The 11,432-nt window shown below is 61.1% G+C and carries 12 protein-coding genes; 4 read left to right on the forward strand and 8 right to left on the reverse strand.

Annotated features, from left to right (window positions below; all coding sequences use genetic code 11):
* Positions 1 to 11: 11 nt before the first annotated feature.
* The 3 genes from AC07TV_RS04740 to AC07TV_RS04750 are packed head-to-tail and all read left to right on the forward strand — an operon-like array spanning position 12 to position 2,472.
* The gene (locus AC07TV_RS04740) at positions 12 to 878 is read left to right on the forward strand and encodes an NAD(P)-dependent oxidoreductase (protein WP_494647246.1); all 867 of its coding nucleotides are present in this window, start codon (positions 12 to 14) and stop codon (positions 876 to 878) included.
* Positions 875 to 1,729 (forward strand): NAD(P)-dependent oxidoreductase, encoded by an 855-nt coding sequence (locus tag AC07TV_RS04745; RefSeq protein WP_494647247.1) that lies wholly within the window; start codon positions 875 to 877, stop codon positions 1,727 to 1,729. Before AC07TV_RS04740 ends, AC07TV_RS04745 begins: the two co-directional genes overlap by 4 nt.
* Positions 1,726 to 2,472: a flagellar brake protein gene (locus AC07TV_RS04750; protein ID WP_494647248.1), complete on the forward strand. Its 747-nt coding sequence runs from the start codon at positions 1,726 to 1,728 to the stop codon at positions 2,470 to 2,472. The genes AC07TV_RS04745 and AC07TV_RS04750 overlap by 4 nt, the downstream gene beginning before the upstream one ends.
* A gap of 21 nt (positions 2,473 to 2,493) precedes the next feature.
* Here AC07TV_RS04750 and dmeF read toward each other — a convergent pair whose 3' ends face one another.
* Genes dmeF through mtnA form a run of 3 tightly spaced genes read right to left on the reverse strand, consistent with a single transcriptional unit; the run spans position 2,494 to position 5,154 of the window.
* Positions 2,494 to 3,447 (reverse strand): CDF family Co(II)/Ni(II) efflux transporter DmeF, encoded by a 954-nt coding sequence (gene dmeF, locus AC07TV_RS04755; RefSeq protein WP_494647249.1) that lies wholly within the window; start codon positions 3,445 to 3,447, stop codon positions 2,494 to 2,496.
* Positions 3,444 to 4,073: a class II aldolase/adducin family protein gene (locus AC07TV_RS04760; RefSeq protein ID WP_494647250.1), complete on the reverse strand. Its 630-nt coding sequence runs from the start codon at positions 4,071 to 4,073 to the stop codon at positions 3,444 to 3,446. Before AC07TV_RS04760 ends, dmeF begins: the two co-directional genes overlap by 4 nt.
* A complete protein-coding gene (gene mtnA, locus AC07TV_RS04765; RefSeq protein WP_494647251.1) occupies positions 4,066 to 5,154 on the reverse strand; it encodes an S-methyl-5-thioribose-1-phosphate isomerase in 1,089 nt (362 codons plus the stop codon). The genes AC07TV_RS04760 and mtnA overlap by 8 nt, the downstream gene beginning before the upstream one ends.
* 49 nt (positions 5,155 to 5,203) lie before the next feature.
* Between mtnA and AC07TV_RS04770 the strand changes: the two genes are divergently transcribed.
* On the forward strand, positions 5,204 to 6,364 hold the full coding sequence (locus AC07TV_RS04770) for a pyridoxal phosphate-dependent aminotransferase (RefSeq protein ID WP_494647252.1): 1,161 nt from the start codon (positions 5,204 to 5,206) through the stop codon (positions 6,362 to 6,364).
* A gap of 92 nt (positions 6,365 to 6,456) precedes the next feature.
* Here AC07TV_RS04770 and AC07TV_RS04775 read toward each other — a convergent pair whose 3' ends face one another.
* The 5 genes from AC07TV_RS04775 to AC07TV_RS04795 all read right to left on the reverse strand — a co-directional run bounded on the left by AC07TV_RS04775 (position 6,457) and on the right by AC07TV_RS04795 (position 11,045).
* The gene (locus AC07TV_RS04775) at positions 6,457 to 7,749 is read right to left on the reverse strand and encodes a sensor histidine kinase (RefSeq protein WP_494647253.1); all 1,293 of its coding nucleotides are present in this window, start codon (positions 7,747 to 7,749) and stop codon (positions 6,457 to 6,459) included.
* Positions 7,730 to 8,422: a response regulator transcription factor gene (locus AC07TV_RS04780; protein ID WP_494647254.1), complete on the reverse strand. Its 693-nt coding sequence runs from the start codon at positions 8,420 to 8,422 to the stop codon at positions 7,730 to 7,732. Before AC07TV_RS04780 ends, AC07TV_RS04775 begins: the two co-directional genes overlap by 20 nt.
* A gap of 40 nt (positions 8,423 to 8,462) precedes the next feature.
* Positions 8,463 to 8,837 carry a hypothetical protein gene (locus AC07TV_RS04785; protein WP_494647255.1) on the reverse strand — a complete coding sequence of 125 codons (375 nt, stop codon included), beginning with the start codon at positions 8,835 to 8,837 and terminating at the stop codon, positions 8,463 to 8,465.
* Between the two features lie 136 nt (positions 8,838 to 8,973).
* Entirely contained in the window at positions 8,974 to 10,779 is a 1,806-nt protein-coding gene (locus tag AC07TV_RS04790; protein ID WP_494647256.1) for a sodium:solute symporter family protein, read from the reverse strand.
* Between the two features lie 11 nt (positions 10,780 to 10,790).
* Positions 10,791 to 11,045 carry a DUF4212 domain-containing protein gene (locus tag AC07TV_RS04795; RefSeq protein ID WP_494647257.1) on the reverse strand — a complete coding sequence of 85 codons (255 nt, stop codon included), beginning with the start codon at positions 11,043 to 11,045 and terminating at the stop codon, positions 10,791 to 10,793.
* Positions 11,046 to 11,432: the final 387 nt, after the last annotated feature.

The raw sequence follows: 11,432 nt of genomic DNA on the forward strand, positions 1-11,432 counted from the left end.
CGGAGTTCAGTATGAAAATCGGATTTGTCGGCCTTGGCATCATGGGGCGCCCGATGGCGCTCAATCTTATCAAGGGTGGCCATGCCGTCACCGTCTGGGCGCGCCGCGCCGAATCGATGCAACCGCTGCTCGAGGCCGGGGCCAAGGGTGCCGCCAGCCCGGCTGACGCCGCCCGCGGCAACGAACTGGTCATTTCGATGGTGGCCGATGCGCCGGATGTTGCCGACGTCATGTGCGGCGTGGCCAGCGCCGGCCAGCCCGGCCTGGTCGCTGTCGACATGAGTACCATCGCCCCGGCCGCTGCACGCAAGATTGGCGAAGATCTGGCCGCAGCTGGTGTGGACTTTGTCGATGCGCCGGTCTCCGGGGGTGAAGTCGGCGCCATAGCCGGCACCTTGTCGATCATGGCCGGCGGTTCCGAAGCAGCGTTCGCCAAGGCAAAGCCGGCTTTCGAATGCATGGGCAAGAACATCGTGCACGTCGGCGCCAGCGGCGCCGGGCAGGTCACCAAGGCGGCCAACCAGATCGTCACCGGGATGGGCGTCCTGGCCGTCGCCGAAGCATTTGCATTTGCGGCAAAAAACGGCGTTGACCGTGGCAAGGTGCGCGAGGCGCTGCTCGGTGGCTTTGCCTACTCGAAAATTCTCGAAAATCACGGCCAGCGCATGCTCGACCGCAATTTCAAGCCGGGTTTCAAGAGCTGGATGCACGAAAAGGATTTGAACATTGTCATGCAGACGGCGCACGAACTCGGCCTCTGTCTGCCCGGCTCGGCCGCAACAGCGCAGATGTTCAATGCCATGGTCGGTTCCGGCATGGGCGAAGAGGATTCGATCGCCGTGCTCAAATTGCTCGAGCGCTTGTCGGGGCAGGAATGAAAACAGGATTCATCGGTCTCGGCGCCATGGGGCGTCCGATGGCCATGCACTTGCAGCGCGCCGGCCACGAGTTGGCCGTCTGGGCGCGCCGCCCGGAAAGCATCGGTGATCTGTCGGCCCGGGTCTGTTCGACACCGGCCGAATTGGGGCGCTGCTGCGAGGTGGTGTTTACGGTGATCACATCGAGCCCTGACGTCGAGGGCGTGGCGCTCGGCAATGATGGCCTGATTGAAGGCATGGCGCCTGGTTCGGTGCTGGTCGATTGCTCGACCATTGCGCCCGATGCAGCGCGGCAGATCGCCGGCAAGCTGGCCGAAAAAGGCATTCATTTTATCGACGCCCCGGTTTCCGGCGGTGAGCAGGGCGCCATTGACGCAACGCTGGCCATCATGGCCGGTGGTGATGCAGCCGTGCTCGACCGGGTGCGGCCGTTGCTCGATTGTCTGGGCAAGCGCATCGTCCATATCGGTCCGAATGGCGCCGGCCAGGTCGCCAAGGCGTGCAACCAGATGATCATGGTCGCCGCTATCCAGGCAGCAGCCGAGGCGATGCGCCTGGCCACCGGTGCCGGCGTCGATTGTGGCAAGGTCAGGCAGGCGCTGGCCGGTGGCTCGGCCGCCTCGCGCGTGCTCGATGTGATGGGCGAGCGGATGGTCCGCCGTGATTTTTCGGCCGGCATCGACGCCCGCCTGCATCACAAGGACTTCGGGCTGGTCCTTGAAGCGGCGCGCCAGAGCGGGGTGCCCGTGCCGCTGACGGCCGTTGTGGCGCAGCAGCTCAATGCGCTGATGGCGCAGGGCTGGGGGCGGAATGATACGTCTTCGCTGCTGCGCGTGCTGGAGCTGGCATGAGTCAGATCGCCCAACTTTCCGAAGCCGAGATCGAAGAGCGCTTTCACGTCACCGGTACGCTGCCGATCGCCTTTTTACTCGTCGGTTTTGCCCGGAACAAGGATCAATTCACGGTTTCGTTCGGCGGCGAGGAGATGATGCTGACCACCCTGCTCGACGCCGAGCCGGCTGGTGACCGGCTGATTTTCGATTGCAGCGGCAGCGCCGAGGTGAACCGGCATCTTTTGCAGAGCAACCGCAATGTGTTTTCCGGCCGCCCCGGCGGCATCCATGTGCAATTCAGCACCGGGCGGGCGACGGAAACGGTTTTTGAAGGCAGCAAGGCATTTGCTGTCGCCTTGCCCAAGTATGTTGTCCGCCTGCAGCGGCGGGATACCTTCCGGATCGAAACGCCGCGCAGCAAGCCGCTGCAGTTCTTCGGCCGGCAGGCTGGCGGGCGGTTGCTCAACCTGCCGGCACATGACATCTCGGTGGCCGGCCTCGGCATGACGGCCTTGAGTCTGCCCGACGGGTTGGCTCCCGGGGTACGGCTGGAGAATTGCCATTTTGCCCTGCCCGAAGACGAGCACGAGTTGTTCTTCAGTGCGACGGTTTGCCACGTTACGCCGCAGGTCGGACGAACCGGCCAGCAGCAATGGCGGGTCGGCCTGCACTTCGAGAATATGCCGACGGTCGAGGAAAACCGTATCCAGCGCTACATCGCCCGGGTCGAGCGCGAGCGGCACGAATTGCTGGCCAAGTGATTTCCGCTAAAAGCTGAGGACCTAGCAGAGGTCGCAGCGGTGAATTTCGACCGTGGCATGGGCGATTTCTTCATGCACGGCGAGCGCATCGCGGATCTGCAGGGGGGTCAGTGTTTCGTCGTGGGTGAGCAGGCTCAGGGCGCAGGCGTAGGCGCCAGTGCCGACGCGCCAGACGTGGAGGTCGGTGAGCTCGGTCTGGCCAGCGGCCGGTAGCTGGGCGATGACGTCACGGATTTCGGCGACCACCGGGTGATCCATTTCGCGGTCAAGCAGTACGCGGCCGCTCTGCACGATCAGGTTCTTCGCCCATAGCGCAACGAGAACGGCGCCGACGATGCCGGTCGCCGGATCGAGCCAGGCCCAGCCATAGAGCCAGCCGCCGGCCAGCGCGGCGATGGCGAGCACCGAGGTGGCGGCATCGGTGACGACGTGGATGTAGGCCGCTTTCAAATTCAGGTCGTGGTGATGATCGTGGCCGTGTTCATGGTGGTGGCCATGGTCGTGCCCGTGGTCGTGGGCCTTGCCGAGAATCAGCGCGCAGATCAGGTTGATGACCAGGCCGAGGATGGCGACGGCCATCGCCTCCGGGTAGTGGATTTCCTGCGGCGACCACAGCCGTTCAAGCGAACCGAGAATCATCGCGGCGGCGACACCGAGCAGGAAGATGGCGCTCGTATAGCTGGCCAGTACCTCGATTTTCCAGGTGCCGAAGGCGAAGCTCGGGTCGGCGGCGTACTTGCGGGCAGCACCGTAGGCAAAGGCGGAAAGGCCGATGGCCAGGGCGTGCGAGCTCATGTGCCAGCCGTCGGCAAGCACCGCCATCGAGTTGAACCACCAGCCGGCAGCGATCTCGAGCAGCATGGTGGCGATGGTGATCCACATGACCAGGCGGGTGCCGCGTTCGGCCGCCGCGTTGCCCGCCGAATAGCTATGGTTGTGCGCCCAGCGCGTCAGGTCGTGGTTGGCGTCGCTCATTGTTGGCCGTAGCTCGAAAATTTTTCCAGCACGGCAGCCATTTCCTCGGCCGACAGCAGCACCGGCTGACCGAGTTGGCAGGCCCGCCAGTATTGCTCGCAAAGTTCTTCCAGTTCGATGGCCAGCGCCAAAGCTTCATCGAGATCGCGCCCGGCAACGAGCATGCCGTGGTTGGCCAGCAGGCAGGCCCTACGTCCGGCCATGGCGGCCATTGCCACGGTCGACAGGGATTCCGAGCCAAAAATGGAATATTCGGCGCAGCGTATGGTGTCCCCACCAAAGCGGGCGATCATGTAGTGAAAGGGCGGAATGTCGAGGCGGAGGCAGGCCAGGCTGACGGCAAACGGCGAGTGGGCATGCAGCACGGCGCCGACTTCGGGGCGACTGGCATAGAGGTCGCGGTGAAAGCGCCATTCGGACGACGGCTTGCGGCGGCCGACGTGCGAGCCATCGAGCGCCATGAGCGGGATGTCGTCTTCGATCAAGCTGGCGTAGGCCATGCCGGTCGGCGTGATGTAGAAGCCGTCGCCGCTGCGCACGCTGACATTGCCGGCGGTGCTGCGGTTGAGGCCGGCCGGCTGCATGGCGCGGGCGGCAGCGATCAGTTCGCTGCGCAGGTCAGCCATGGTTTTCCTCCGGGTAGAGCGCCAGCAGGCCGTCGCGGCTGGCCGGGCAGACGCCGCGCTCGGTGATGATGGCGGTAACCAGGCGGGCCGGGGTGACGTCGAAAGCCGGGTTGGCCACCGCCTCGTGCTCCGGCAACTGGTGCAGGGCCGATGGTACGCCCCGGGCATCGAGGCCATGGACAAGGCGGAACTCGTCGCCATGGCGCTCTTCGATGTCGATGAAGCGGCCTTCCGGCAGATCAAAATCGATCGTCGAACGGGGCGCCGCGACGTAGAACGGAATGCCGTTGTCGGCACAGGCCAGCGCTTTGAGATAGGTGCCGACCTTGTTGGCGACATCGCCATTGGCCGCAATGCGGTCGGCGCCGACGATGACGGCATCGACCTTGCCCTCGCGCATCAGGATGCCGGCAGCGTTGTCGGCGATCAGCGTGTGCGGCACGCCATGCTGGGCCAGTTCCCAGGCGGTGAGCAGGCCCTGATTGCGCGGCCGGGTTTCCGACACCCAGACATGCACCGGCAGTCCGGCGTCGTAGGCGACATAGACCGGCGACAGCGCGGTGCCCCAGTCGACCGTGGCCAGCCAGCCGGCGTTGCAGTGCGTCATGACGTTCAGGGCCGAGCCGTGGCGACGGGCGATCTGGCGCAAGAGGCCGAGCCCATGCTGGCCGATGGCCAGATTCTGCGCGATGTCTTCCGCCGCGATGGCGGCGGCTTCCTGCCATGCCGCCTGGTGGCGAGTGGCCGCCGGCAAGGGCATCAGGTGCCGGCTCATGCGGGTCAGTGCCCAGTGCAGGTTGACGGCAGTCGGCCGGGTCGCCCACAGGATGTCGATGGCTTTTTGCAGGGAATCATCGTCAGCACCCTCGCCCAGCGCAATGGCCAGACCGTAGGCCGCCGTGGCGCCGATCAGCGGCGCACCGCGCACCTGCATGGCGCGGATGGCGTGTGCCGCCTCATCCAGCGTCGTGACGCGCACCCAGTGCAGCGCATGCGGCAGCCGGGTCTGGTCGATGATGTCGATGGCGCGCTGTTCAGGATGGGCGCGCAGGGTGTGGGTGGGGATGCCGTCGATGTTCATGGAGCCGCATTGTGGCATAGTGAAGCGATCCAGAACTACCCGAAATATCATGCAAACACCTATCCGTATCGACTCTCGCTTCCCGGATATGGGGACGACCATTTTCACCGTCATGTCGCGCCTCGCCGCCGAATGCGGGGCGGTCAACCTGTCGCAGGGTTTCCCCGATTTTCAGGCCGAGCCGGCGCTGTTCGACGCCGTGCATCGTCACATGCTGGCCGGGCGCAACCAGTACGCGCCGATGGCCGGCATGCCGGAGTTGCGCCAGGCCATCGTCGACAAGGTGGCGGCGCTCTATGGCGTGCGCTACGACGTCGAGTCGGAAGTCACGGTGACCGCTGGGGCGACGCAGGCGATCTTCACGACCATCGCCGCCTTCGTGCGGCCGGGCGACGAGGTGATCGTCTTCGAGCCGGTTTACGATTCCTACGTGCCGGCCATCGAAACAGTCGGTGGCACGGCGGTCTACGCTCAGCTGAGCTTTCCCGACTATGCGCCGGACTGGGATCAGGTGGCGCAACTTGTCACGCCGAAGACGCGGATGATCATCGTCAATTCGCCGCACAACCCGACTGGCAGCCTGCTTTCCACGGTCGACCGGGAAAAACTCGCAAAATTGATCGCCGGCACCAACATCGTCGTGCTTTCCGACGAGGTCTACGAGCATATTTTGTTCGATGGCGAGCCGCACGCCAGCCTGTGCGCCCATCCCGAACTGGCGGCGCGCAGCATCGTCGTCTCGAGCTTCGGCAAGACCTACCACATCACCGGCTGGAAAATCGGCTACGTCGTCGGCCCGGCGGCGCTCATGGCCGAGTTCCGCAAGGTCCACCAGTTCAACGTGTTCACCGTCCATACGCCCTCGCAACTGGGGCTCGCCGAATACATGCAGGACGCCGACCGCCATCTCCGGCTGGCTGCCTTCTATCAGGAAAAACGCGACTTTTTCCGCGAATTGCTGGCTGCCACGCCATTCGAATTGCTGCCTTGTCGCGGCACCTATTTCCAGCTGGCGCGCTACGACCGCATTTCGGATTTGCCCGACCGGGAATTTGCCGAATGGATGACGCGCGAAGTCGGTGTTGCGGTCATTCCGGTCTCGGTGTTTTATGCCGACGGGCGCGATGATCGCGTTGTCCGCTTCTGTTTCGCCAAACAGGAAAGTACGCTGAAGGCGGCGGCTGAAAGGCTCGCTAAAGCTTTTTTATGAGGGCGGCTTGAGCATTTGATGGGGCCACGCAGATTCCCACGGTCAACCGGAAAAAATGCCCAAAATTGAAAACTGGCCGGTGATGTGCCGGCCTAGACTTCTCCGTCAGTAGCGAAGTCGACGCAAACTTTTGTCCCTTCGCCGGGGCGGCTTTGAATGTCGATTTTCCAGCCGAGCTGTTGGCTGATGCGCGCCACAATGGATAGGCCAAGGCCGTGCCCGGTGCTGTCTTCCCCCTTGGCGTGTCGCTGGAAGAGCGATGGAAAACGCTCCTCGGCGATGCCGATGCCGCTGTCCGTTATTTCCAGGCGTTGGCTGTCGAGATAAACCGCGATGCTGCCCTCGCGGGTGTAGGCACAGGCATTGCGCAGCAGATTGCTGACCAGCACATAGGCCAGCGAGCGTTCGACTGGCAGGATCGGACGTTCCGCCGCCTCGAAGGTGATTTCGACTGGCCGTCCGGCCAGGGCCGGGTTGGCATCGGCAATGGCATCAGCGACGACCTCGGCCATGGCGCAGGCAGGGTCGCCAGCCTCACCCCCTTCGGTGGCGAGGAGCAACATCGCTTCGAGCATTTGCCCCATGCGCACGGTTTGGCGATGGATCGTGCCCAGGCGCTGGCGGAGCGGCTCGGGGAGGTCGGGGTTTTCGATCAGCACTTCGGCTGCGCCGCGTATCACGGCGACAGGCGTGCGCAGTTCGTGGCTGACATCGCCGGCAAAATAGCTTTCACGTTGAAGAAAACCGTGGAGACGCAGGGAAAAACGGTCCAGTGCCTGGACCAGTCGGCCTATTTCATCGGGTGGGTAGTCCGCCACCGCGAAGCTGAGCGGCGCATTGGCCAGCGGGTTGGCGCTTGCCGTCTTTTCGGAAATTTCGTTCAGCAACTTGCCGATCGGCCGTACGACCTTTCCCGCCAGATGGTCGCCAAGCAACCAGGAGAGCAGACTCATCAGCGTTGTGCCGACCAGCAGGAAGAGGGCAAGACGCCCGAGGTTGGTGGCGACATAGCTTCGATCGAAGAACAGCGCGTAAGGTTTGTCGTCAATATGGGTGATGAGGACGGAGTATTCCTGGCTGTCCTTGAGGAAGCGCTCGATTCGATCATTTCCCGGCTTGACCGGGGTAACCAGGGGAAACGCTTCGACGGGCAGGAAATATCCGCTCAGAACAGACGTCGATGGCGGCAGTGCGAGCGGATTTTGTGCTTTCCGATTGCGGAAGTTTTCCATCTCGACTTGCAGAATGCGCACGATGGCATTTTCTTCAAGCTCGGCAACCAGGCCAAAAGTGACCAGACTAAGCAGTGCGCTGACCGAGAAACCTAGCAGGACAAAGGGAAGGACCAGCTTTCGGCGCAGGCTGTCATAGGGCTGATTGTTCATGGGCGATACGATAGCCGAAACCCCTTACGGTATGGATGAGTTGCCGCTCGAAGGGTTTGTCGACGGCATTGCGCAAGGTGTGCATATGAACGATGAGGGCATGATTGTCACCCGGTTCGTCGCCCCAGATTTCACGATGGATGGCCAGACGATGAACGACATTGGGCGAGCGGCGCATCAACAGCATCAGTATCTTGGTCGGCACCGGCGGAAGAACGATGGCCTGACCGGCCCGCTCGATCTTCATGGTGCCCACATCCATGCGCAGATCGCCAATGACCAGCAGATCGCTGTCGCTTTCGCGCCCGGAACGGCGGATAAGGGCGCGAATCCGCGCCTCGATTTCACGCAGCGAGGCAGGCTTGACGACGTAGTCATCGGCACCGATATCGAAGGCGGCAATCTTGGTGTCGACCTCATCCTTGGCCGTCAGCATGACGACCGGTACCTTGCTCCGGAGTTGCTGACGAATCCGGCTGCAGATGGTCAGGCCGTCGATGCCGGGCAGCATCATGTCGAGTAGCACCAGATCGTACTCGTTGCCGGTCAGCAGGTTCAGCGCAGCATGGCCGTCGGCGGCATAGTCGGTGACGTAGCCTTGAATTTCGAGAAAGTCGATCAGATTCCCGGCCAGATCCCGGTCATCCTCAACGATCAACAGGCGACTTGCCATTTTTTGCCGAACTCCTGAAATAAATTTAGTGCGGGGAAAATCACTTGCCTGATGCCGGGCTGCCCTTTTTGCGCCCGATGATGATCGGATGCGCCTGACGGCTCAAAATGAAGTCAAAAATGAATTTCATCCACAGCGTCGAACCGGCAATGGCGCTCCAGGTCTCGTATTCCAGGCTGCCGCTAAGGATGCCAATGATGACGAACACGATGATGATGCCGGCGATGAAATTGATTGCTGCGGCATAGGGCGCAAATTTCTCCGGATTGGCCGGCGACTCGCCGCGCTTGAGGGCGACTTCAGAGAAATCGTGTTTGACCAGGATGCGCCAGGCGCGACGAAACCAGTAAAAGGCAATGGGGAACAGGGCCAGGAAGAGAATCCAGGTCAATGCAACGCTGACATCAAATACCATCAACTACTCCTGCTGCCTTGTACGAAGGCAGGAAATGCGACTCGACAAATAAAAACCCCACCAGCGCAGCCGGCGGGGTTTGCAGACTGCCGCGACCGTTGTCGGTCAGCGGCAGGAATCATACGCCAGAGAACGCTTAGTGAGCACCATCCACCAGCTTCGAGCCGCGCGGAATACGCACGGACTCAACCATGTGCTGGATATGCTCAGGCGGTTCCTTGGTGACCTTGTCGACAGCGAAGGCAACGATGAAGTTGACCAGCGCACCGATCGCCCCGAAGGCTTCCGGCGTGATGCCGAAGAAGCTGTTGGCGCCACCGATCATCTCGACGAAATCAGTACCCTTGATGAAGAAGATACCCTTGTGAGCAAACACGTAGAACAGGGTGACGAAGAGACCTGCCAGCATGCCGGCCATGGCGCCTTCCTTGTTCATCTTCTTCGAGAAGATACCCATCATGATGGCCGGGAACAACGACGAAGCCGCAATACCGAAGGCCAGGGCCACCGTACCGGCCGCGAAGCCAGGGGGGTTCAGGCCAAGGTAACCGGCGACGACGACGGCCACGGCCATCGAGATCTTGCCAGCCAGCAGTTCATTCTTTTCGCTGATGTTCGGAGCAAAAACGCCCTTGACCAGGTCATGCGACACGGCAGCAGAGATCGCCATCAGCAAGCCGGCAGCGGTAGACAGAGCAGCAGCCAGACCACCAGCAGCGACCAGAGCGATAACCCAGTTCGGCAGCAAGGCGATTTCCGGATTGGCCAGCACGATGATGTCGGCGTTAACCGTCAGCTCGTTGCCCTTCCAGCCAGCAGCTTCTGCCTTGCCCTTGGCATCGGCGTTCTTGGTCTTGTCGTTGTAGTACTGGATACGGCCGTCGCCATTCTTGTCTTCGAACTTCAGCAGACCGGTCTTTTCCCAGCGCTTCATCCAGTCCGGACGCTCGTCAGCCTTGATGCTGGCTTCCGGTGCGTACAGATCGCCGCCCTTGATAACAGCGGTGTTAACCGTGGCATGCAGGTTCAGCTTGGCCATTGCGGCAACGGCCGGCGCGGTGGTGTACAGCAAGGCGATGAAAACCAAAGCCCAACCAGCCGAGCTACGTGCAGCAGCCACCGTCGGTACCGTGAAGAATCGCATGATGACGTGCGGCAGACCGGCCGTACCAATCATCAGCGACATCGTGTAGACGAACATGTTCAGCGTGCTGCCGGCTGTCGTTGTCGTGTACTTGCCAAAGCCGAGATCGACAACCACCTGGTCGAGCTTGGCCAGCAGGGACATGTCGGATCCGGACATGGTGGAACCCAGGCCGAGTTGCGGGATCGGGTTGCCGGTCAGGCTTAGCGAGATGAAGATGGCCGGAATGATATAGGCAGCGATCAGTACGCAGTATTGTGCAACTTGCGTATAGGTGATGCCCTTCATGCCGCCAAACACGGCGTAGGCGAACACGATGGCCATGCCGATGTAGATGCCGGTGTCGCTGGAAACGCCCAGGAAACGGGAGAAGGCGACACCAACGCCGGTCATCTGACCAATGATGTAGGTCAGCGAAGCGGTCAGCAGGCAGACCACCGCAATCGTCGAGGCCGACTTCGAGTAGAAGCGGTCGCCGATGAATTGTGGCACGGTGAATTTGCCGAACTTGCGCAGGTACGGGGCCAGCAGCATCGCCAGCAGAACGTAGCCACCGGTCCAGCCCATCAGGAACAGGCCGCCGCCATAACCCATGTTGGCGATCAGGCCGGCCATGGAGATGAAGGAGGCTGCCGACATCCAGTCAGCAGCCGTTGCCATCCCGTTCATCACGGGGGGGACGGAACCACCTGCGGCGTAGAACTCGCTGGTGCTACCGGCGCGTGCCCAGATGGCGATGCCGATGTAGAGCGCGAAGCTCGCACCGACAAACAGGTAAATCGTTGTTTGCAGATCCATGTGGTCGCCCCTTAGTCTTCGTGAACGTCGAATCGACGGTCAATGTCGCCCATTGCCTTGGCGTAGTAAAAAATCAGGGCAATGAAAACGTAGATCGAACCCTGATGGGCGAACCAGAAGCCCAGCGGGTATCCACCCAACTTGATCCCGTTCAGCGCGTCGACAAACAAAATGCCGGCACCGAATGAGACCAGGAACCAGATTGCCAGGATTTTTCCCAGCAACCCCAGCGTGGCAGACCAATAGCCTTTGCTGACGTCATCCATAGTTAACTCCTCCAAAGAATTTATTGTTGACTCGGTTAAACACTTGTTTGAGCCACCGGGCCAGTTTTTAGGTTGAAACTTACAGATTGCTGACAAAAGTTGTCAGCAATCGCCCCAATTTTGAAGCCTTGATCGTTTGTTGATCTAACGTTTACCTAAACAATACAAATCATTGGTTTGATGGAAATTAATGTTATTTTTTGGATTGATTTGTACACAGTAACAAGCTCAGTTGTTGCTTGTTTTATTGACAAATAGTTGGATTTATTTGAAATGAATAGATTGGTTCCGATAATTGAACGTTATTAGCGATATTGGGTAGTATGAGAAGGGTTCCATGGCTAAGGACAAGGCTAGGGGGGTCTGATTGCCAATCAACTTTGGGCC

This window comes from Azonexus sp. GW821-FHT04F04 (assembly GCF_059420025.1).

What these genes read in the sequence shown, in the direction of transcription:
- AC07TV_RS04780 (WP_494647254.1), bottom strand. Translation starts at nt 8,422, where the DNA reads ATGGCAAGTCGCCTGTTGATCGTTGAGGATGACCGGGATCTGGCCGGG.
- dmeF (WP_494647249.1), bottom strand. Translation starts at nt 3,447, where the DNA reads ATGAGCGACGCCAACCACGACCTGACGCGCTGGGCGCACAACCATAGC.
- AC07TV_RS04745 (WP_494647247.1), top strand. Translation starts at nt 875, where the DNA reads ATGAAAACAGGATTCATCGGTCTCGGCGCCATGGGGCGTCCGATGGCC.
- AC07TV_RS04785 (WP_494647255.1), bottom strand. Translation starts at nt 8,837, where the DNA reads ATGGTATTTGATGTCAGCGTTGCATTGACCTGGATTCTCTTCCTGGCC.
- AC07TV_RS04770 (WP_494647252.1), top strand. Translation starts at nt 5,204, where the DNA reads ATGCAAACACCTATCCGTATCGACTCTCGCTTCCCGGATATGGGGACG.
- AC07TV_RS04760 (WP_494647250.1), bottom strand. Translation starts at nt 4,073, where the DNA reads ATGGCTGACCTGCGCAGCGAACTGATCGCTGCCGCCCGCGCCATGCAG.
- AC07TV_RS04790 (WP_494647256.1), bottom strand. Translation starts at nt 10,779, where the DNA reads ATGGATCTGCAAACAACGATTTACCTGTTTGTCGGTGCGAGCTTCGCG.
- AC07TV_RS04750 (WP_494647248.1), top strand. Translation starts at nt 1,726, where the DNA reads ATGAGTCAGATCGCCCAACTTTCCGAAGCCGAGATCGAAGAGCGCTTT.
- mtnA (WP_494647251.1), bottom strand. Translation starts at nt 5,154, where the DNA reads ATGAACATCGACGGCATCCCCACCCACACCCTGCGCGCCCATCCTGAA.
- AC07TV_RS04775 (WP_494647253.1), bottom strand. Translation starts at nt 7,749, where the DNA reads ATGAACAATCAGCCCTATGACAGCCTGCGCCGAAAGCTGGTCCTTCCC.
- AC07TV_RS04740 (WP_494647246.1), top strand. Translation starts at nt 12, where the DNA reads ATGAAAATCGGATTTGTCGGCCTTGGCATCATGGGGCGCCCGATGGCG.
- AC07TV_RS04795 (WP_494647257.1), bottom strand. Translation starts at nt 11,045, where the DNA reads ATGGATGACGTCAGCAAAGGCTATTGGTCTGCCACGCTGGGGTTGCTG.